The organism is Geodermatophilus sp. SYSU D00700 (assembly GCF_054050255.1).
The window spans coordinates 18,297-37,141 of sequence record NZ_JBJGZA010000012.1; the positions used below are offsets into that span (position 1 = coordinate 18,297).

The 18,845-nt window shown below is 76.6% G+C and carries 20 protein-coding genes; 7 read left to right on the plus strand and 13 right to left on the minus strand.

Going from position 1 to position 18,845, the window contains the following annotated elements; genetic code table 11:
- Nucleotides 1-31: 31 nt before the first annotated feature.
- The 3 genes from ACI79V_RS11270 to ACI79V_RS11280 all read right to left on the minus strand — a co-directional run bounded on the left by ACI79V_RS11270 (nt 32) and on the right by ACI79V_RS11280 (nt 3,614).
- Nucleotides 32-1,054: an acetamidase/formamidase family protein gene (locus tag ACI79V_RS11270; protein WP_456889240.1), complete on the minus strand. Its 1,023-nt coding sequence runs from the start codon at nt 1,052-1,054 to the stop codon at nt 32-34.
- The gene (locus ACI79V_RS11275; protein ID WP_456889244.1) at nt 1,051-2,496 is read right to left on the minus strand and encodes an APC family permease; all 1,446 of its coding nucleotides are present in this window, start codon (nt 2,494-2,496) and stop codon (nt 1,051-1,053) included. The genes ACI79V_RS11270 and ACI79V_RS11275 overlap by 4 nt, the downstream gene beginning before the upstream one ends.
- 77 nt (nt 2,497-2,573) lie before the next feature.
- A complete protein-coding gene (locus ACI79V_RS11280; RefSeq protein WP_456889248.1) occupies nt 2,574-3,614 on the minus strand; it encodes an ABC transporter substrate-binding protein in 1,041 nt (346 codons plus the stop codon).
- Between the two features lie 21 nt (nt 3,615-3,635).
- Between ACI79V_RS11280 and ACI79V_RS11285 the strand changes: the two genes are divergently transcribed.
- A complete protein-coding gene (locus tag ACI79V_RS11285; RefSeq protein WP_456889249.1) occupies nt 3,636-4,121 on the plus strand; it encodes a MarR family winged helix-turn-helix transcriptional regulator in 486 nt (161 codons plus the stop codon).
- 138 nt (nt 4,122-4,259) lie between these two features.
- Here ACI79V_RS11285 and ACI79V_RS11290 read toward each other — a convergent pair whose 3' ends face one another.
- Both ACI79V_RS11290 and ACI79V_RS11295 read right to left on the minus strand, forming a co-directional pair.
- Nucleotides 4,260-4,565 (minus strand): hypothetical protein, encoded by a 306-nt coding sequence (locus ACI79V_RS11290; RefSeq protein ID WP_456874094.1) that lies wholly within the window; start codon nt 4,563-4,565, stop codon nt 4,260-4,262.
- Between the two features lie 69 nt (nt 4,566-4,634).
- Nucleotides 4,635-5,213 carry a hemerythrin domain-containing protein gene (locus ACI79V_RS11295; RefSeq protein ID WP_456889250.1) on the minus strand — a complete coding sequence of 193 codons (579 nt, stop codon included), beginning with the start codon at nt 5,211-5,213 and terminating at the stop codon, nt 4,635-4,637.
- 141 nt (nt 5,214-5,354) lie between these two features.
- Between ACI79V_RS11295 and ACI79V_RS11300 the strand changes: the two genes are divergently transcribed.
- Nucleotides 5,355-5,636: a hypothetical protein gene (locus ACI79V_RS11300; protein ID WP_456889251.1), complete on the plus strand. Its 282-nt coding sequence runs from the start codon at nt 5,355-5,357 to the stop codon at nt 5,634-5,636.
- A gap of 12 nt (nt 5,637-5,648) precedes the next feature.
- On the opposite strand, the gene ACI79V_RS11305 is transcribed toward ACI79V_RS11300, so the two are convergent.
- Both ACI79V_RS11305 and ACI79V_RS11310 read right to left on the minus strand, forming a co-directional pair.
- Nucleotides 5,649-6,830: an acyl-CoA dehydrogenase family protein gene (locus ACI79V_RS11305; RefSeq protein WP_456889252.1), complete on the minus strand. Its 1,182-nt coding sequence runs from the start codon at nt 6,828-6,830 to the stop codon at nt 5,649-5,651.
- Between the two features lie 165 nt (nt 6,831-6,995).
- The gene (locus ACI79V_RS11310; RefSeq protein ID WP_456889254.1) at nt 6,996-7,502 is read right to left on the minus strand and encodes a mycothiol transferase; all 507 of its coding nucleotides are present in this window, start codon (nt 7,500-7,502) and stop codon (nt 6,996-6,998) included.
- A gap of 95 nt (nt 7,503-7,597) precedes the next feature.
- Here ACI79V_RS11310 and ACI79V_RS11315 point away from each other — a divergent pair, with 95 nt between their 5' ends.
- On the plus strand, nt 7,598-8,629 hold the full coding sequence (locus ACI79V_RS11315) for an ion channel (RefSeq protein ID WP_456874089.1): 1,032 nt from the start codon (nt 7,598-7,600) through the stop codon (nt 8,627-8,629).
- Here the strand turns inward: ACI79V_RS11315 and ACI79V_RS11320 are convergent, their stop codons facing one another.
- The gene (locus ACI79V_RS11320; protein WP_456889256.1) at nt 8,630-9,940 is read right to left on the minus strand and encodes a serine/threonine-protein kinase; all 1,311 of its coding nucleotides are present in this window, start codon (nt 9,938-9,940) and stop codon (nt 8,630-8,632) included.
- A 42-nt stretch (nt 9,941-9,982) separates the two neighbouring features.
- Complete coding sequence (locus ACI79V_RS11325) at nt 9,983-10,111, minus strand: hypothetical protein (RefSeq protein WP_456874087.1); 129 nt, start codon at nt 10,109-10,111, stop codon at nt 9,983-9,985.
- A gap of 53 nt (nt 10,112-10,164) precedes the next feature.
- On the opposite strand from ACI79V_RS11325, the gene ACI79V_RS11330 reads away from it, so the two are divergent.
- Nucleotides 10,165-13,305, plus strand: coding sequence for a carboxyl transferase domain-containing protein (locus tag ACI79V_RS11330; RefSeq protein ID WP_456889258.1), 3,141 nt, complete (start codon nt 10,165-10,167; stop codon nt 13,303-13,305).
- A gap of 3 nt (nt 13,306-13,308) precedes the next feature.
- Here the strand turns inward: ACI79V_RS11330 and ACI79V_RS11335 are convergent, their stop codons facing one another.
- Complete coding sequence (locus tag ACI79V_RS11335; protein WP_456889260.1) at nt 13,309-13,812, minus strand: DUF2505 domain-containing protein; 504 nt, start codon at nt 13,810-13,812, stop codon at nt 13,309-13,311.
- Between the two features lie 55 nt (nt 13,813-13,867).
- On the opposite strand from ACI79V_RS11335, the gene ACI79V_RS11340 reads away from it, so the two are divergent.
- Together ACI79V_RS11340 and ACI79V_RS11345 are read left to right on the plus strand one after the other, a co-directional pair.
- A complete protein-coding gene (locus ACI79V_RS11340; protein ID WP_456889261.1) occupies nt 13,868-14,341 on the plus strand; it encodes an N-acetyltransferase family protein in 474 nt (157 codons plus the stop codon).
- Nucleotides 14,342-14,358: 17 nt separating this feature from the next.
- Nucleotides 14,359-15,189, plus strand: coding sequence for a hypothetical protein (locus ACI79V_RS11345; protein WP_456889262.1), 831 nt, complete (start codon nt 14,359-14,361; stop codon nt 15,187-15,189).
- Between the two features lie 540 nt (nt 15,190-15,729).
- Here ACI79V_RS11345 and ACI79V_RS11350 read toward each other — a convergent pair.
- Nucleotides 15,730-16,197, minus strand: a complete 468-nt coding sequence (locus ACI79V_RS11350; RefSeq protein WP_456889264.1) for a TspO/MBR family protein — start codon at nt 16,195-16,197, stop codon at nt 15,730-15,732.
- A 40-nt stretch (nt 16,198-16,237) separates the two neighbouring features.
- Nucleotides 16,238-17,257: a hypothetical protein gene (locus ACI79V_RS11355; RefSeq protein WP_456889266.1), complete on the minus strand. Its 1,020-nt coding sequence runs from the start codon at nt 17,255-17,257 to the stop codon at nt 16,238-16,240.
- A 102-nt stretch (nt 17,258-17,359) separates the two neighbouring features.
- Here ACI79V_RS11355 and ACI79V_RS11360 point away from each other — a divergent pair, with 102 nt between their 5' ends.
- Nucleotides 17,360-17,974: a TetR/AcrR family transcriptional regulator gene (locus ACI79V_RS11360; protein ID WP_456889268.1), complete on the plus strand. Its 615-nt coding sequence runs from the start codon at nt 17,360-17,362 to the stop codon at nt 17,972-17,974.
- 10 nt (nt 17,975-17,984) lie between these two features.
- Here the strand turns inward: ACI79V_RS11360 and ACI79V_RS11365 are convergent, their stop codons facing one another.
- Nucleotides 17,985-18,839, minus strand: coding sequence for an SDR family NAD(P)-dependent oxidoreductase (locus tag ACI79V_RS11365; RefSeq protein ID WP_456889269.1), 855 nt, complete (start codon nt 18,837-18,839; stop codon nt 17,985-17,987).
- Nucleotides 18,840-18,845: the final 6 nt, after the last annotated feature.

An 18,845-nucleotide genomic window follows, 5' to 3' on the forward strand; every position in this document is an offset into this window, starting at 1 on the left:
CTGCTGCGGAGCGCCGGGACGGCCGCCGCGGTCAGCGCTGCGCCAGGTAGGCGGCGGCGGTCTCCCGGAGCCGCTCGTGCACGCCGTCGGCGGCCGGGGCGCCCGGCAGGTACCGCTTGGCCAGCTTGGCCACCATCGTGTAGTTGGTGTCGACGACGTTGCCCGCCGGCGCCAGCCCCGCCTGGCTGACCAGCTGGTAGGCGTCGAGCCGGTCCCAGCCGGTGAGCTCTGCCGCCCACGTCACCAGGTCGTGCTGGCTGACCCGGAACGCGTCCTCGAGCGGCCGGACCGAGCCGGTGGACATGAGGAACTCGTCGGTCTCCAGCCGCGGCCACGCCGGGCCGCCGCCCTTGACCAGGTCGACGACGACCACGGTCCGCATGGCCGCCTCGACGGCGGTGCCGCAGACCTCGCCCTCGCCCTGCCGGCAGTGCCCGTCGCCGATCGCGAGCTGGCCGCCGGGGACGTTGACGCCGAAGTACAGCGTCGTCCCCGCGCGGACCTCGGGGGTGTCCATGTTCCCGCCGTGCGCGCCCGGCGTGATGCTCATGTGCACCTCACCGGCGCCGGGGGCGACGCCGATGGTCCCGTGCATCGGGTCGAGCGGGAGCTCCACCTCCGGCCCGCCGCGGCGCGGCCGGAACAGGCAGGTGCCCCGCTCCCGGTCGACCTCGTAGAGCCACACCAGCTCCTCGAGCGGCTCGTGCAGCATCGCCGTCTGGTGCGTGGTGGTCAGCGCCCCGAAGTGCGGGAAGGTGGTCGACACCGCCCAGTCCCGCACCGGGGCGATGTCGACCAGGTGCACGGCCAGCGTGTCGCCGGGCTCGGCGCCCTCGACGGCGATCGGGCCGGTGACCGGGTTGAGGTAGGGGAACACGCACACCTGGCTGGGCAGGTCGTCGACGCTGCGCACGGCCCCGCCGAAGCAGTCCTCCGTGGCCAGCTCGACCACCGTGCCGGGCGTGACGGTCAGCAGCGGCTCCCCGCCGCCGAACGAGTAGCGCAGCTGTTCGGGTGTCGGCTCCAGCGAGACGACCTCGAGGCTGGCGGTCACAGTCGCTCCTCCGCTCGGATCTCCGGCCGGCGACCGGTGGCGATCAGGACCACCATCAGCACCAGGCCGATCGCCAGCCAGGCGAAGCCCAGCTCCTGGGCCGCCACCTGGGCGTTGTAGACGACATAGGCGAGGATCGCGAACCCGATGACGGGCACCGCGAGGTGCAGCCACCAGTTGCGGCTGCCGTTCTTGACCACGAAGTGCACGACGACCGCGACGTGCAGCAGCAGGAACGCCGACAGGGCGCCGAAGTTGACCAGCGTGGACAGCAGCGTGATCCCGTCCTCCCGGGACTCCATGTACAGGCCCAGCACCAGGGAGATCGCGGCGACCAGCAGCGTGGCGTTGACCGGCACCCGGCGGGTCGGGTGCACCTGCCGCAGGAAGCTGGGCAGCTGCCGGTCACGGGCCATGGCGAACAGCAGCCGCGAGGTGGCCGCCTGGGCGACCAGCGAGTTGGCGAAGCCCCACGCGATCGCCGTTGCCACCGCCGTCAGCGTGCCCAACCAGGCACCGCCGGCCACCTCGGCCGCGTCGTAGAACGCGGTGCCGGCGGCGTCGCCCTCGGCGATGAGGGTGTCGGGGTCGGGCACCAGCAGCGCCGCGACCCAGGTCTGCACGATGAACAGCGTCCCGGCCAGCGCCAGCGCGGCGATCATCGCCTTGCCGATCGAGCGGGCCGACTCCCGGTTCTCCTCGGCCAGGGTCGAGATGCCGTCGAAGCCGAGGAAGCTCAGCACCGCGATCGAGACCGCGCCGAAGACCAGCTCCAGGGAGAACGTGTCGCTGTTGTAGATCGGGGTGAGGTCGAAGCCGCGGCCCTCGCCGGAGGCCAGCGCCACGACGCCGATCACGAGGAAGATCGCGAGCACGATCAGCTCGCCGATCAGCATGATCTTGTTGACCCGCGCGGTGAACTCGATGCCGAAGTAGTTGACGACGGTGTTGAGGACGACGAACCCGATGAGCCACACCCAGACGGGGACCGACGCGATGATCGAGTTCATCGCGATCGCGGCGATCAGGTAGAGCAGGGCGGGGACGAGCACGTAGTCGAGCAGGATCATCCAGCCGGCGATGAAGCCCACAGGCTGGGCGATGCCGCGCCCGGCGTAGGTGTAGACCGAGCCGGCCATCGGGAAGGCCCGCGACATCTGTGAGTAGGACGCCGCGGTGAACGCCATGGCCAGCCCGCCGATGGCGTAGGCCAGGGCCACCATGCCGCCGCTGGCCTGGAAGACGCCGCCGAAGATGCCGAACGGCGCGATCGGGACCATGAAGACCAGGCCGTAGACCAGCAGGTCGGTGAAGCTCAGCGAGCGCTTGAGCTCCTGCCGGTAGCCGAACTCCTCGACACCGGCGGCGCCGGCCGCCGGGACCGCGCCGGCACCGGTGCTCCCGGTGGCGTGCGCGGAGTGGGTGGTGCGGGGGTCGCTCACGACTCCTCCTCTCGGCCGGCTCGGGGCCGGACGCGGGGAGGGTAGGCCCAGTTGTTTCCATCTGGAAGCACCGGGGGTCAGCCGCGCGGCGGGACCTCCCGGAAGACCAGCCCGTCGGCGCGGGCCAGCCGCGGCTGCGGCGGCCGGACCGGTGTCGCCGCCCGCCCGCCGAGCAGGCCGGCCGCGGTGCGGACGCCGTCGTAGACCCCGCGCGCGTAGGCGCACACGACGGGTGCAGACGGCCCGGCCCGGGCGGCGAGCCGCTCCTGGAGGGCGAGCTGGCCCTCGTCGGCGGCGTCGGCCGCGGCAGCGAAGGAGGGCATGCAGGCGTAGAGCTCGCCGGTGCCGTCGCCACCGACGGCGTAGAGACCGTTCTCCTCCAGCGCCCCCGACAGCCGGACCACCCGCCGGTCGAGGCCGGCGCGGGCGAAGGCGCGGTTGAAGGCGACCAGGTCGCGGCCGACGAGGCTGAGCAGGACGGCGTCGGCCCGGCTGCGGCGGACCAGGTCCAGCGGGGGACCGGGGTCGGCCGGGCCGAAGGGGACCAGCAGCTCGCCGGCGACCTCGGCGCCCAGGTCGCGCAGCACGACGCGGGCGGCGCGGTGCACGGCCTGGGGCCACACGTAGTCGGTGCCGAGCAGCACCCAGCGCCGGGCCCGCCGGTGGCGTACCAGCCAGGCGAGCGCGGCGGCGTGCTGGGACAGCGGGGACGAGCCGATCCGCAGGACGCCGCCGACACTGCGGCCGCCCTCGTGCGGCGGGGTGAAGACGTAGCGGGCCCGGCCCGCCATCGCCGCGGCCACCGCCCGGGACACGTCGCTGGTGGAGAAGCCGACGAGGACGTCGACCGCGCCCGCGGCGTGCAGGGCCGCGGCCTCGGCGGCCACCTCGGCCGGGCCCCGGCCGGCGTCGACGGTGACCAGCTCGACCGGGCGGCCGAGGACGCCGCCGGCCTCGTTGAGCTCCTCGGCGGCCAGGCCCGCGAGGTCGAGCGCCGACGGTGCGGTCATGGCCAGGGGGCCGGACAGCGGGACGGCGAGTCCGACCCGCGCGACACCCGGGGTGCGGCCGGTGAGGGCGGCCTCCCAGGCGTCCATCGGGACGGTCGGTCCGGGCACCGTCTGAGTATGGTGCGGACCATGCCGGTCGAGCAGCGGGCCACGGGTTCTCGCGTGCCGTCGGCGACCGGGCCCTCCCTCGTCGAGCTGCTGACCGTCGTCGCCCGTCGGGTCGCCCGCGGCGTCGCCACGGTGCTCGCCGAGGACGGCGCGACGCTCGACGCGTACCGCGTGATGCGGGCCCTGGGTGACGGGCCCGGCCGCACGATGGGGGAGCTGGGCACGGCGCTGTCGATGCCGGCGCCCACCGTCACCCGGCTGGTCGACGGGCTGGTCGACGCCGCGCTGGCCTACCGGCTGCCCGACCCCGGCGACGGCCGGCGGGTGCGGGTGCACCTGTCCGCCCGCGGCCGCACCCGGCTCGACCGGCTCGAGGCGCTGGTGCGGGCGCACGAGTCGGCGCTGGCGGCGGAGCTGGGCGCCGACCGGGTGCGCGCGCTCGTCGCCGCGCTCACCGACCTCGCCGGCCCGCCCGACTGGTCCGCCGAGGTGGCACGGCACCGCTGAGGCGGACGGCCGCCGTGTTGATCATCGGATGGGTGCACGCGACACGCGCGGACACGCCGGTGCGGGCGGCACACATCCGATGATCGACAACCGGTCCGATGATCGACACGCGGCGCCGGACACGCGGCGCCGCCGGGCTCACTCGGCCGGCGGGAGGATCCGCGGGACGAAGACCTCGTCGATCGGTCGCGGCCCGACGTACTGCCGGCAGGTGCAGGGCACCCAGGTGTGACCGGCCCAGCGGCCGCGCTTGTCGTAGGCGTCGCGGCGCAGCTCGGCGTAGCAGGTGTTGGTCTCGGTGTCGTGCTGGCTGAGCGCGTGGCCGCAGCCGCACAGCGGGACCGGGTTCGGCGGGGGAGCGGCGGGACGGCGGCGTCCGAGCCGCCCGGCCACGAACCCGGCGACCAGCAGCGCCGCACCGACCACCAGGCTGACTGGTTCCACCGGAGACCCCTCCCACCGCGTCGACCTCCCGACGGTAACGCCGGGAGGGCGACGGCGGTGCCGGACGGCTCAGGTGTCCTGCTTGCCCCGCCCGCTGACGGCGTCGCGCAGGTGGTCGATGAGCGCGGCCACCGGGCCCAGGGCCGTCCGCACGGGACCCTCGTTGGGTACCGCCGGGTGCGGCCGGGTGGGGGCGATCGTCTTGATCCGCTCGACCTGCTCGGCCATGCGCACCAGCTCCGCCCGGTCGAACGAGGCCCGCAGTTCGGTGAACATGCGGCCCTCCTCGTGCTCGACGTGCGTGCGGATCTCGCGGATCAGCGTGCGGATCTCGGTGTCGTACCGCTCGTCGGACGGGTCGAGCCGCTCGAGCTCCTTCATGGTGTGCTCGGCGAGGTCGTGCTCGTGCTTGGCGCGCTCGGCCTCCTCGGCGTCGACCTCCTCCTGCACCCGCGGGTAGACCTGCGTCTCCTCGGCGACGGAGTGCTTGACCAGGCCGATGCTGACCTCGTCGACGAGGGCGCGCTTGCGGGCGAGCGCGTCGGGGTCTGTGCTGCCCATGAGCTGCTCGAGCTCCTGGAAGATGCGGTCGAACTCGCGGTGGTCGGCGCTGAGCAGGTCCACCACGTCGCGCTGGGTCTCGGTCACGGTGTCTCCCGGCTGGTCGGGCTCGGTCCCCGCGGCTGGGGAGGCCCCGACCGTTCCCCGAGCCCCGCCCGGGCACACCCACGGGACGGGGCCGCCCGCGCGCGGGTTTCGGCGGGACGGGACGCGGGGCACAGCAGGCCCGTGGAGTCCTACGCGGCCGGGCTCGCCCGGCCGGACCGGTGGACGCGGGGCCGGCCGGCCGGACAGCGCGCGCCCTGGCACGCCGTCGAGGCGCACCGCCCGCCCACCGAGCTCGACGGCGAGGTCGAGCTGGCGCTGTGCGGCGCGATCGTCCACGTCGAGGGCGGACGGCGCTGGGACCACGTCGGCGCCGGGCCCGCCGGCTGCGCCGAGTGCCGCCGGCTGTCGGGCCTGTCCCGGTCGGTCGAGGCCGGTCCGGCGCAGTTCAGCCGGGCGCGCTGAGCCCCCGCCCGGTCAGCGCCGCCGACCGCTGATCGCCGACAGACCGGTGATCTCGCGGCCGACGATGAGCGCCTGCACGTGGTCGGTGCCCTCGAAGGTGTAGATCGCCTCGATGTCGGCGTGGTGCCGCGCGATGTGGTGCTCGAGCAGGATCCCGTCGCCGCCGAACAGGTCGCGGGCGTCGGCCACGATCTGCCGGGCGGTGGCGCAGCAGTGCCGCTTGGCCAGCGACGCCATCGCCGCGGTCATCCGGCCGGCGTCGGCGAGGGTGGACAGCCGCCAGCACATCAGCTGCATGTTCGTGATCTCGGCGAGCATCGTGGCGAGCTTCTCCTGCACCAGCTGGTAGCCGGCGATGGGTGCGCCGAACTGCTCGCGGCCCAGGCAGTGCGCCAGCGCCAGCTCGTAGGCGGCCATGGCGACACCCAGCGCCCGCCAGGCCACGGTGTAGCGGGTGCGGTCGAGGATGGTGGAGACGTCCTTGAACGACCGGCAGTTCTCCAGCCGGTTCTCCGCGGGCACGCGGGCGCCGTCGAGGGTGATCTCGGCCTGCCACACCGCGCGCAGCGCCGTCTTGCCGGTCATGACCCGCGCGGTGAACCCGGGCGTGCCCTTCTCGACGACGTAGCCGCCGACCTGGCCGTCCTCCCCGCGCGCCCAGACGAGCACGTAGTCGGCGATCGAGCCGTTGCCGATCCACTTCTTCTGGCCGTCGAGGACGTAGCAGTCGCCGTCGCGGCGGGCGCTGGTCTCCAGGGCGACGGCGTCGCTGCCGTGCCGGGGCTCGGTCAGCCCGAACGCGCCGATCTTCTCCATCCGCGCCATCGGGGGCAGGAACCGCTCGCGTTGCTCCTCCGAGCCCAGCAGCGCGATCGACTGCATGGCCAGGAAGCTGTGCACGCCGTTGAACGTGCCGATGCTGCCGTCGGCGCGCGCCAGCTCGGCGGCGACCAGCCCGGCCGCCACCGCGCTCATGCCCGGCGACCCGTAGCCCTGCACCGTGCCGCCCGCGATGCCGAGCGCGGCGAAGCCGGGCACCAGCTCGAAGGGGAACTCGGCGCGCTCCCAGTAGTCGTTGATGCGCGGGGTGACCTCCTTGGCGCACCAGTCGGCCACCCGGTCCCGGATCTCGGTGTCCGCGGGGTCGAGCAGCTCCTCGAGGGCGTAGAAGTCGGTGCGCGCGGTCTCGGTCACGCGCCGACGCTACGCGCGGAGCGGGCGTCCTGCCGGGTGTGCTACCGGGCGTGCGGGGCTGGGAGCCCCCGCTGCCGGATGAGCACTCGCGGCTGCTCGACACGGCGTGGCGGCGCGTGTCGCCGACCGCGACTGCTCACTCGGGTCCCCACCCCGTGCGGGAGCTCAGGCGCCGAGCAGCCCCCGGGCGTAGGCCGCCTGGCCCACGTGCTGCAGGTCGTCGGAGAGGACGCTGACCAGCCGCACGCCGAGGGTGACCGGCGGGTCCCAGCGCTCGTCGACGACGCGGTCGAGGTCGTCGTCGGACAGCCCGCCCAGGAACCCGTCGCTGCGGGCGGCCACCGCGTCGGCGTACTCGAGGAGCAACTCGGTGGAGGGCACGCGCACCGCGGCCACCTCCTCCGGGGACATGCCGTAGCCGGTGGCGGCGTCGTCGACCGGCAGGCCGAAGCGGGCGGCGAAGCCCTGCGCCGTCCACACCTCGGGCGTGCCGGCGACCTCGGCGAGGTGGTCGTCCTGCACGCGGAGCAGGTGCCAGGCCAGCCAGCCGACCGGGTTGGCGTCGGGACCGGGCCGGTGCGCCAGCTCCTCCGGGGACAGGCCCTCGAGGGCGCGGTGCAGCGTCTCGCCGATCTGGGCGTAGGCGTACCGGAGGAGGTCGGAGGTGCGCATGCCCCGGCGCTACCCGTCCCGCTCGCGGGGGACGCCCGCGGCGGCGGCCCGACGGTAGGTTGCGGTGTCCACCCGCCGTCCGAGGGAGTCCCGCGTTGCCGTTCCTGCTCCAGCGGCTGCTGCGTTCCCTCCGGACCCGGCTGTCGGGTTGGCGCCTGCCGCTCGCCGTCGCCCTCCTGGTCTTCCTGACCAGCTGGGCGGCGATGGCGCTGGTCGAGCCGGCCGACAGCGGCCTGGCCGCCCCGGCCAACTACTGGTGGTTCTTCGTCGTCACCGCCGCCACCGTCGGCTACGGCGACCAGTTCCCCGTGTCCTTCGGCGGCCGGGTCGTCGGCGCCTACGTCATCGTCGGCGGGATCGTCACGCTGACCCTGCTGTTCACCGAGCTGGCCACCGCCCTGCAGACCACGCGGGGCAAGCGGCTGAGAGGAGTGGTCGGCCTGGACCTCCGGGACCACGTCGTCGTCCTGGGCTACACGCCGGGGCGGACCGAGCGGATCGTCGCCGAGCTGACCGTCGAGCCGGGCACGCGGATCGCGCTGTGCGCGCACGACGACGTCCCGGTCAACCCGATGCCCGAGGAGCCGGCGGTCTCCTTCGTCCGCGGTGACCTGACGCACGCCGACGTCATGACCCGGGCCGGGGTGGCCCGCGCCCGCACGGTCGTGATCGACGGCCGCGACGACAACGAGACGCTCGCCATCGCGGTCGCCGTCGACCACGCCAACCCCGACGTCCACATGGTGGCCGCGGTGCGTGACCTCGGCCGGCGCGTCACCCTGCGCTACGTCAACCCCGGGGTGCAGGTGGTGCAGTGGCACATGCCGTTCCTGCTCTCGGAGGAGGCGGCCGACCCGGGGCTCACCGCGGTCTACAACGAGCTGATGACCGCCGGCGGGCACGGCAACACCTACTCCGTGCGGGTGCCGGCCGGCCTGTCGCACCGCGCCTTCGGCGACTGGCAGACCGCCTTCGGCCGCGACCACGGCGCCACCGTGCTCGCCCTGCGCACCACCGATGGCCTGGTCGTCAGCCCCTCCTGGGACACCCCCGTGCCGGAGGGCGCCACGCTGTACTACGTCGCCGCCCACCGGCTCGACCCCGCCCGCCTCGCCCAGCGGGGCTGATCACCAGAAGCCGAGGAGGGCGGCGAGCAGCGCCACCACCCCGCCCAGGGCGGCCAGCACGGCGAGCACGGTCACGACGACCGGCACGACCACCCAGCGCCGCTTGAACCGCCGGCGCCGCGGCACGGGCGGTGCCGCCCGTCCCCGTCCCCGGCTCCGGCCCGGCGCGGGCGGCGCCGTCCGCCCGCGGCCGCGCACCGGTGCGGGCGGCGGTGCCTGCGGCGGGGGAGTCGGCGGGGCGGCGGCGCGCGCCTTCTGCTCGGCCCGCTCCCCGGACCTGCGCTCCCTGCGCTCCTTGCGTTCCCGGCGCTTGTCGGCGAGGTAGCGGGCCTGGTCGCGGGCGTCGCGGGCGACGGTGCCGATGACCGAGGCCAGGGCGCGCAGGTCGTCGAGGTCGAAGCGCTCGACCTGGCCGCCCAGCGACGGCGCGCCCTCGGCCGGGGGACCGCCGGGCGCGGGCGGCGTCCAGGCCGGTCCCGGCCCGGCGCCGGCGAGGGCGTCCCGCAGGCCGGCCCGCGCGCGGGCGACGTCCCACCGCTGGGCGGGGTCGCGGGTCAGCAGCCCGTGCAGGACCGGGGCCAGCGGACCGGCCCGCTCGACCGGCGCGGGATCCTCCTGGACGACGGCGAGCAGCGTGGCCATCGGCTCGGGCCGGTCGAAGGCGAGCCGGCCCTCGGCCGCGGTGTAGAGGGTCGCGCCCAGCGACCACAGGTCGACGGCGGGCCCGGGCTCCTCGCCGCGCGCCCGCTCGGGCGACATGTAGGCCGGTGAGCCGAGGATGGCGCCCGACGTGGTGATCGACGAGTCGCCGGTGGCCGTCGCGATGCCGAAGTCGGTCAGGTGCGCCGAGCAGTCGGCGCCGACGAGCACGTTGGCCGGCTTGACGTCGCGGTGCACGATCCCCGCCGCGTGCGCGGCCTCCAGCGCGTCGAGGACGTCGAGGCCGATGCGCGCCACCGTGCGCCACGGCAGCGGACCCGAGCGCTGCACGATCTCCTGCAGGCTGCGGGACTCGACCAGCTCCATCACCAGCCAGGGCCGGCCGTCCTCCTCGACGACGTCGTAGAGGGTGGTGACGCAGGGGTGCACCAGCCGGGCCGCCGTGCGGGCCTCGCGCAGGGTCCGCAGGCGCAGCGACTCGCGCTCCTCGTCGCTGAGGTGCGCCGGGAACACGATCTCCTTGAGGGCGACCGGCCGGCGCAGCACCTGGTCGGTGGCGCGCCACACGACGCCCATGCCACCTCGCCCGATGGTCTCGGTCACCGCGTAACGCCCGGCGACCAGGCGTCCGGTCCCGGTTTCGGCGGACATACGAGAACGCTACGCCCGGGGACGGGTCGGCGTCCTCCCCGCTCAGGCCGGGTTCGCCGGCTCCTCCGGGTCGCTGCGCGCCTCGAGGTCGTCGGCGACCTGCTGGGTCTCCATCTCGACGGCGATGTCGCGCGGCTGGGGGGCGTCGGGCTCGGTCGGCGGTGTCGTCATGACCGGCAGCCTGCCCCGGATCGCGCCGGCGCGCTCCCTAGACTCCGGCGACCGTGAGCGTCACCCGGCTGCTGGTCGCCAACCGCGGCGAGGTCGCCGTCCGCGTGCTGCGGACCGCGGCCGCGCTGGGCCTGTCCACCGTGGCGGTGGCTCCCGAGGACGACGCCGGGAGCCTGCACGTGCGCCGCGCCGACGACGCCGTCCGGCTGCCCGGCACCGGCCCGGCCGCCTACCTCGACGTCGCCGCGGTGGTCGGCGCGGCCGTGCGCGCCGGTGCCGACGGCCTGCACCCGGGCTGGGGGTTCCTCGCCGAGAGCCCGCGGCTGGCCCGAGCCTGCGCCGACGCCGGGCTCACCTTCGTCGGCCCGGACGCCGGCGTGCTGGCGCTCTTCGGCGACAAGACCCGTGCCCGCGACCGCGCGGCCGGGCTCGGCGTGCCGGTGCTCGCCGCCACCGGCGCCGACCCCGGCCCCGACGAGGCCGCGGCCTTCCTGGCCGGCGGCCCGGTGATGGTCAAGGCACTCGCCGGGGGCGGCGGGCGCGGCATGCGGCCCGTGCACGACGCCGCCGCGCTGCCCGCGGCCCTGGAGCGCTGCCGGTCGGAGGCGCGGGCGGCCTTCGGCGTCGGCGCCGTCCACCTCGAGCGGCTGCTCACCGGTGCCCGGCACGTCGAGGTGCAGGTGGCCGGCGACGGCGCCGAGATCGTGGTCCTCGGCGACCGGGACTGCTCGCTGCAGCGGCGCCGGCAGAAGCTGGTCGAGGTGGCGCCCGCGCCGGCGCTCGGCGCCGACCTGCGCGGCCGCCTCGCCGCGTGGGCGACGGCGCTGTGCGGGTCGGCGGGCCTGCGCGGGCTGGCGACGGTGGAGTTCCTCGTCCGCGGCGACGAGGTCGCCTTCCTCGAGGTCAACCCGCGACTGCAGGTCGAGCACACCGTCACCGAGGAGGTTACCGGCCTCGACCTCGCGGAGGTGGGCATCCGGCTGGCCGAGGGCGCGACGCTGGCCGGCCTGGGGCTGCAGACCCCGCCGCCGGTCCGCGGCGCCGCCGTCCAGGCGCGGGTCAACGCCGAGACCCTGCTCCCCGACGGCACCGTGCGGCCGGGCACCGGGGTGCTCGAGCGGTTCGTCCCGCCGACCGGGCGCGGCGTGCGGGTGGACACCGCCGCGGTGCCCGGCACCGAGATCGGCCCCCGCTACGACTCACTGCTGGCCAAGGTCGTCGTGCACGACCGCGACCTCCCGCGGGCGCTGGCCGGCGCCGCCCGGGCGCTGGCCGAGCTCGACGTCGCCGGCGTGCCCACCACCGCCGGCCTGCTCGCCGCGCTGGTCGCCCTGCCCGAGGTCGCCGAGGGGCGGGCGGACACCGACCTGGTCGACGCGCGCCTGGCCGAGCTGGTGCCCGAGCCGGCCCCGGAGCACCCCACCGGGCCCGCCGTCGACGGCGTCCTGCCGGTCACCGCACCGCTGTCGGGGGCGGTGGTCGAGGTCGCCGCAGCCGAGGGCGACGCCGTCGCCGCCGGGGCCACGCTGCTGGTGCTCGAGGCCATGAAGATGGAGCACGTGGTGGCCGCGCCGGTCGCCGGCGTGGTCACCGGCCTGACGGCGCGGGTGGGTGACGTCGTCACCGCGGGGACCGTGCTCGGCGGGGTCCTCGCCGGCGAGGTCGACGACGCCGCCGGCAGGCCGGGCGAGGACGACCCGGACGCGGTCCGCCCCGAGCTCGCCGAGCTGCACGAGCGGCGGGCCGCCACCCTCGACGCGGCCCGGCCCGACGTGGTCGCCCGCCGGCACGACGCCGGGCGGATGACCGCGCGGGAGACGGTGGCCGCGCTGGTCGACGAGGGCACCTTCGTCGAGTACGGGCAGCTGGGCATCGCCGCGCAGCGGGCGCGCCGGTCGCTGGCGGAGCTGGTCGCCCGCACCCCCGGCGACGGGATGGTCACCGGCATCGGCGAGGTCGGCGGCGTCCCCTGCGCGGTGCTGGTCTACGACTACACCGTGCTGGCCGGCACCCAGGGCCGCACCAACCACCGCAAGACCGACCGGCTGCTCGAGGTCGCCGCCGAGCGCGGGCTGCCGGTGGTGCTCGTGGCCGAGGGCGGCGGCGGGCGGCCCGGCGACACCGACGGCGGTGGCTTCTCCCGGCTCGACGTCCCGACGTTCACCACGATGGCGCGCCTCGCCGGGAGGGTGCCCACGGTCGCCGTCGTCTCCGGGTACTGCTTCGCCGGCAACGCCGCGCTGGTGGGCTGCTGCGACGTCGTCGTCGCCACCGAGGACAGCAGCATCGGCATGGGCGGCCCGGCGATGATCGAGGCCGGCGGCCTCGGCGTCGTCGCTCCCGGCGACGTGGGGCCGACGGCGGTGCAGGCGGCCAACGGCGTGGTCGACGTCGTGGTCGCCGACGACGCCGCCGCGGTCGCCGCCGCCCGGCGCGCGGTCGGGCTGCTGGCCGGGCGGGTCGAGCCGGGGGAGGCCGCCGACCAGCGGTCGCTGCGGACGGCGCTGCCGGCCAACCGGGTGCGCAGCTACGACGTGCGGCCGGTGGTCACCACGCTCGCCGACGCCGGCAGCGTGCTGGAGCTGCGCTCCGCGTTCGGCCGCGGGATCGTCACCGCCCTCGCCCGGCTGGGCGGGCGGCCGGTGGGGTTCCTGGCCAACGACCCGCGGCACCTCGGCGGCGCGATCGACGGCGAGTCGGCGGACAAGGCGGCGGCGTTCCTGCGGCTGTGCGGGTCGGCCGGGCTGCCGGTGGTGTCGCTGGTCGACACCCCCGGCTTCATGGTCGGCCCGGAGTCCGAGCGCACCGGCACCGTGCGGCGCTTCGGCGGGCTCTACGTCGCCGGGGCGCAGCTGCCGGTGCCGCTGCTCGCGGTGGTGCTGCGCAAGGCCTACGGCCTGGGGGCGATGGCGATGCTCGGCGGCGACCTGCAGGCCCCGCTGCTCACGCTGGCCTGGCCGACCGGCGAGTTCGGGCCGATGAGCCTGGAGGGCGCCGTCCGGCTCGGGGCGCGGCGCGAGCTGGAGGCGCTGCCGGCCGACGCCCGCGAGGCCCGGTTCGCCGAGCTGGTCGCGCAGTCCTACGCGCAGGGGCGGGCGCTCAACGTCGCGTCGGCGTTCGAGGTGGACGACGTCGTGGACCCGGCCGACACCCGCGAGGTGCTAGTGCGCGCGCTGGCCGGGCTCGCCGGGTGACGCTCAGCCGCCCTCGCCCAGGCGGCGCTGCAGCACCTCGTGCTCGCGGCGCAGCACGACCTGGGTGACCAGGTCGCGCACGGCCGCCTCGGCCTGCCGGCCGATGAGCGGGGCGTCGACCTTCGCGTCGCCGGTGACCGTGGCGCGGGTCCCGCCGTCCGCGGGCGTCAGCCGCCGGGCGCAGGTGACCCGGGCCTCGCGGCCCATGATCTCGGCGCGCAGGTCGAGGTCGCCGCGGTAGCCGCCGTCGCCGTCGGGGCGCCAGGTGGTGACCTGCGAGACCGGCACGGTGCTGCCGACGAAGCGGGCGAAGACCGGCGGGATGCCCGTCGTGGGCGCCGACAGCCGCATCCGCGTGGTGGTGCCGGCTCCCTCCGTGCGGCTCGACACCTCCTGCACCTGCGCCTCCAGGGCCTGGGCGACCTCGCGCAGGAGGGACTCGTCGGTGAGGACGGCGAGGACGCGCTCGGGGTCGGCGGGGTAGGTGGTGGTGACGTCGATGGGCACGGCTCATCCTCGTCCGGGCGGACCCGCGCCCGCTCGCCGGGGTCACACTGCCGCGGTGGACGAGGTGGTGATCCGGCCGGCGGAGCCGGGGGACGCGGCGGCGGTCGCCGCGGTGCAGGCGCGCGCGGGGCGGGCGGCCTGGTCGTCCTTCCTCGGCGACGTCCTGGCCGAGCCCGACGTGCCGCTGTGGCGGGAGCGGGTGACCGCGCCGGGGTTCCTGGTGGCCGAGCGCGGCGGCGCCGTCGTCGGCTTCGCGCGGGCCGACGACGCCACCGGCGAGGTGACGCTGCTCTACGTGGACCCCGTCGAGCAGGGGAGGGGCACGGGGCGCGCGCTGCTGGCCGCCGTCCTCGACCGCCTCCGCCGGGCCGGGTGGGACCGCGCCCGGCTGCGCACCGAGGAGCGCAACACCGGTCCGCGGGCGTTCTACGAGCGGGCCGGCTGGCGCCCGACGGGTGAGGTGCTCGAGCGCGAGTGGGCCGGCCACCGGCTGCGCGAGGTCTGGTACGCCACCGACCTGCGCCGGTAGCGCGCCCGGGTCAGGGAGTGGCCGGCGCGGGCTCGGCCGGGGTGCAGGGCACGGGCTCGCCGGTCACGGGGTCGGTCGCCGGCGGGGGCGGCGGGGTGGCCGCCGGGTCCGCGGGCGCGGGCACCTCGCACGCCGGCTCGGTGGGCTCGGCCGTCGGCGCCGGAGCGGGCTCGGGCGCCGGCGCCGGCGCCGGAGCGGGCTGGGGCGCCGGCGTCGGCTCGGGTGTCGGCTCGGGGGTCGGCTCCGGCGTGGGTTCCGGGGTGGGCTCGGGCGTGGGTTCCGGCGTCGGCTCCGGTGTCGGCTCGGGGGTCGGCTCCGGCGTGGGTTCCGGGGTGGGCTCGGGCGTGGGTTCCGGGGTGGGCTCGGGCGTGGGTTCCGGCGTGGGCTCCGGCGTGGGTTCCGGGGTCGGATCGGGCGTCGGCGGCGGTGTGGTCGGCGGCGGTGTGGTCGGCGGCGGTGTGGTCGGCGGCGGTGTGGTCGGCGGCGTGGTGGTCGGCGGCGTGGTGGGTGGCGCCGGCGTGGTGGACGGCGGCGGTGTGGTGGACGGCGTCGTCGACCCCGTGGGTGTGGTGGACGGTGCCGCAGTCGACGGTGCGGTGGTGGACGGTGCCGTGGTCGACGGTGCCGTGGTCGACGGTGCCGTGGTCGACGGTGCCGTGGTCGACGGTGCCGTGGTCGACGGTGCCGTGGTGGACGGTGCCGTGGTGGACGGTGCCGTGGTGGACGGTGCCGTGGTCGACGGCGCGGTGGTCGACGGCGCGGTGGTCGACGGCGCGGTGGTCGACGGCGTGGTCGACGGTGCCGCGGTGGACGGCGCAGCGGTCGGCGACGGCGGCGACGTGGTGTAGGTCCCGGTCGAGGGCGCGGCCGCCGGCGTGCTCGGGAGACCGGCCGCGGGAGCGGTCGTCGTCCCGGCGGTCGCCTCGGCGCGCAGGTACCGGTCCAGGTCCTCGGTGAACGGCGGGAACGGGTCCTGGGGCACCAGGGCCGCCCAGTCGACCACCGGCGCCTCCGGCGGCGCGGGTGCCCACCCCTCCTCGAACCCGGGGGCGAGCACGCCGATGCTCGGCAGGGCGAGCGGCCCGGCGCCAGATGCCGGCTCGGGCGTGGGGCGGTAGACGTCGCCGGCCGGCGCGGTGTCCTCTCCGCCCCGTTCCGCGCCGGGGACGGCCGACGTCGCGGACAGGGCCGCCGCCACCCCGAGCGCACAGGCGCTCGCTCCGACAGCCGGGATGAGGCGGGCCGAGCGGATCCCTCGCCGTGACCTGTCCACTGCGCTCCCCCCTGAGCTGCCGGACGACCGGGTGGGACATGGTGACCCGGACGGTTCCGCCCCGTCTACGGGAGCCCGCGCGTCGAGTCCGCTGCTCCCGCCACGGGGTGGCCGCTCAGCCCCGGTTGCGGCGGGCGATCTCGGTGCTCAGCGCCGTGGCGAAGGCCGTCCACGCGGCGTAGGGGAGCAGCGCCAGCCCGGCCGTCCGGTCGATCCGCGCCGACCGCCGGGCGAGGTCGGCGGTCGAGACGGCGAGCAGTGCCGCCTCCGCCGCTGCCGGCCACGGCCGGCGGGCGCGGAAGAACGCCCACGGCCACCCGGCGTTGAGCACCAGGTTGACCGCGAAGGCGCCCGACCAGCTCCGCCGGTCGGTGGCGGCCCGCCGCAGCGTGCGGGTCCCCGCCACGGCGACCAGCGCGTACAGCGCCGTCCACACGATCCCGAACACCGGGCCGGGCGGTTGCCAGCGCGGCGTGTCCAGCCGCCGGTACCAGTCCGAGCCGACGTCGGTGCCCGCCGTGCCCACCAGCGCGGTGAGCACGACGGGCACGGCGGAGGAGACCAGGGGGGAGGGGCGGCGCACGTCCCGAGGATGTCCCTCGCGGTCCCGGCCGGCACGGCGGTCAGACCGGTACGGCCTCCCGGGCGGCGGGGGCCGGTGCGTCCGGCCGGGCCCGGCGGGCGCGGGCCGCGCCGGCGCCGAGCAGGAGCAGGCCGGCCAGGCACCAGGCGGTGAGCACGAGCAGCGCGGAGCCCGCCCCGGCGCCGTCGAACCACGAGGTGGCGCGCAGCAGGGTCCCGGTCGCCCCCGGCGGCAGCCACTGGCCCACCGTGCCCCAGGCGCCCGGCAGCAGCTCCGGCGCGCCGGCCAGACCGGACAGCGGGTTGCCCAGCAGGACCGTCGTCGCCGCGCCCAGTGCGAGTCCCGGCGTGCCCAGCAGGTCGTGCAGGCCCAGCAGCACCAGGGCGGTCGCCGCGATGCCGAACGCCACGACGGCCGACGTCGTCCACCACCCGGCCTCGACCGCGCCGAGCCAGGTGCCCAGCACGGTCGCGGTGACCATGCCGCCGGCCACCGCCGCGGCGAGCGCCGTGGCGACCTGCCGGGCGCGGCCGCGCACCAGTCGCGAGGTCAGGGCGGCGGTGACGATGCCGCCCAGCGCGAGGGGCAGCGCGGCGGCGGCCAGCCCGGCTCCGCGCGGGTCCGCCTCGGGCGCGGGGACGACGTCCTCCACCGGCACGGGTGTCCCGGTCGCCGCCCCGAGGCCGGTGGCGACCTGGCGCAGGGAGTTCGCGACGGTCGGGGAGGCGGCCGAGGCGACGAGCAGACGCGGCCCGCCGGCGTCGACGACCACCGCGCCGTACACCTCGCGGTCCTCGATGGCCGCCCGGGCGGCGGGCTCGCCGTCGAGCGGACGGACGTCGTAGGCGCCGGGCGCCGCGGCGTCGAGGGCTGCGGTCACCTGCTCCGTGGCGGCCGGGGGCCCGGCGACGGCGAGCGGCAGGTCGTGCGGCGCCGACCGGACGGCCGGCCACGCGAAGGCGGTGAGGACGACGGTGAGCAGGACGGCGACGACGGCGACGGCGGCGGTCGCGGACGTGGCGGACCTGCGGGCGGGAGGCGGTGGTGCGGACGTGGACATGGGGACCGCTCCTGTAAAACGAAGGACCGTTCGCTTACCTGGCCGAGTGTGCTCCGGAGTCCCGCACTCGTCAAGAACGGTCGTTCGTTTTACTCTGGAGGCATGCCCCGCGTTCCTGAGTCCCACCTCGCCGCCCGCCGCGACCAGATCCTCGACGCGGCCACCGCCCGGTTCGCGGCCAACGGCTTCCAGGCCACCGGGATGGCCGACGTCATCGCGGCCTCCGGGATGTCGGCCGGCGCGGTCTACCGGTACTTCCGCAGCAAGGACGAGCTCATCGCGGCCATCGTCGACCGGATCCTCGGGGAGGCGGCGGTCCGGTTCGAGGCGCTCCTCGAGGAGGACGCCGCACCCGACCCGGTCGACGCGGTGGCCGCCGCGGTCCGGATGGTGGCCGACGTCGCCGCACGCGAGCCGGTCGACGTCACGCGGGTCGCCGTGCAGGCGTGGGGGGAGGCGCTGCGCAACCCCGCGGTGCACGCCGTCGTCGACCGGGCCTACCGCACCATCCGTGGGTACTTCGTCGAGGTCGCCCGGCGGGGGCAGGCGGCCGGGCGGCTGCCGGCCGGCGCCGACCCGCTGCACCTGGGCGCGGCGATGTTCTCCACGGTGATCGGCTTCCTCCTGCAGCGGCTGCTGCTCGGCGACGTCGACCCCGCCGCCTACGCCGAGGCGCTGCGGGCGGTCCGGGACGGCGCCCCGGTCGCGAGCGGGTGAGGCGGACCGGTCAGGGCCGCCAGCGGTGCAGGCCGGTGAGCCGCCGGACCGCCGTGGCCGTCACCCGGTAGGGGAGCCGTCCCAGCACGGCGGCCAGGCGGGCGTCGGGGCCGACCGGCACCCGGAACGGCGGGCGGTCCGCCGCCAGGGCGCGGGCGACGGCCCGGGCCACCTCGCGCGGGTCGCGGGAGCGCGGGAGGTGCTCGTCCTGCACGAACCGCTCGACCGCCTCCAGGAGGCCGCGGTACGCACTGTCCGGCGCGGTGACGCGCGGCGTCGTCGACCAGATGGCGGTGTCGTAGTTGCCCGGCTCCACCAGGACCACCCGTACGCCGAAGGGCTCCACCTCGTAGGCCAGTGACTCGGCCCAGCCCTCGAGTGCCCACTTGGACGCGCAGTACAGCGACAGGCCCGGGTTGCCGTAGCGCGCCGAGTCGCTGGAGACGAACAGCAGCCGCCCGGCCCGCTGCCGCCGCATGACCGGCAGCACCAGCTTGGCCAGCCGCATGCCGCCGAGCAGGTTGGTGTCGAGGACCCGCTGCCACTCGCCCTCGTCGGTGTCCTCGAAGGCGCCGCCCGAGGCGGTGCCGGCGTTGCCCACCAGCGCGTCGAGCCGCCCGCCGGTCAGCTCGAGGGTCTCCTCGACCGCCCGCTTGGCCGAGTCCGGGTCGGTGACGTCGAGCGCGACGACGTCGAGCGGGTCGAGGCCGGCCTCCCGTGCCCGGGCGTCGAGCGCCGTCCGCCGCTGCGGGTCGCGCATCGAGGCCACGACCTGCCACCCGCGGCCGGCCAGCTCGACGGCGGTCTCCAGGCCGAGGCCGGAGGAGCTGCCGGTGATCAGGACGGAGGGGTGCGCTCGGGCCACGCTCCT

What these genes read in the sequence shown, in the direction of transcription:
- ACI79V_RS11285 (WP_456889249.1), top strand. Translation starts at nt 3,636, where the DNA reads ATGCCGGTCGAGCAGCGGGCCACGGGTTCTCGCGTGCCGTCGGCGACC.
- ACI79V_RS11310 (WP_456889254.1), bottom strand. Translation starts at nt 7,502, where the DNA reads ATGCGCACCTCCGACCTCCTCCGGTACGCCTACGCCCAGATCGGCGAG.
- ACI79V_RS11320 (WP_456889256.1), bottom strand. Translation starts at nt 9,940, where the DNA reads ATGTCCGCCGAAACCGGGACCGGACGCCTGGTCGCCGGGCGTTACGCG.
- ACI79V_RS11325 (WP_456874087.1), bottom strand. Translation starts at nt 10,111, where the DNA reads ATGACGACACCGCCGACCGAGCCCGACGCCCCCCAGCCGCGCGACATC.
- ACI79V_RS11355 (WP_456889266.1), bottom strand. Translation starts at nt 17,257, where the DNA reads ATGTCCACGTCCGCACCACCGCCTCCCGCCCGCAGGTCCGCCACGTCC.
- ACI79V_RS11360 (WP_456889268.1), top strand. Translation starts at nt 17,360, where the DNA reads ATGCCCCGCGTTCCTGAGTCCCACCTCGCCGCCCGCCGCGACCAGATC.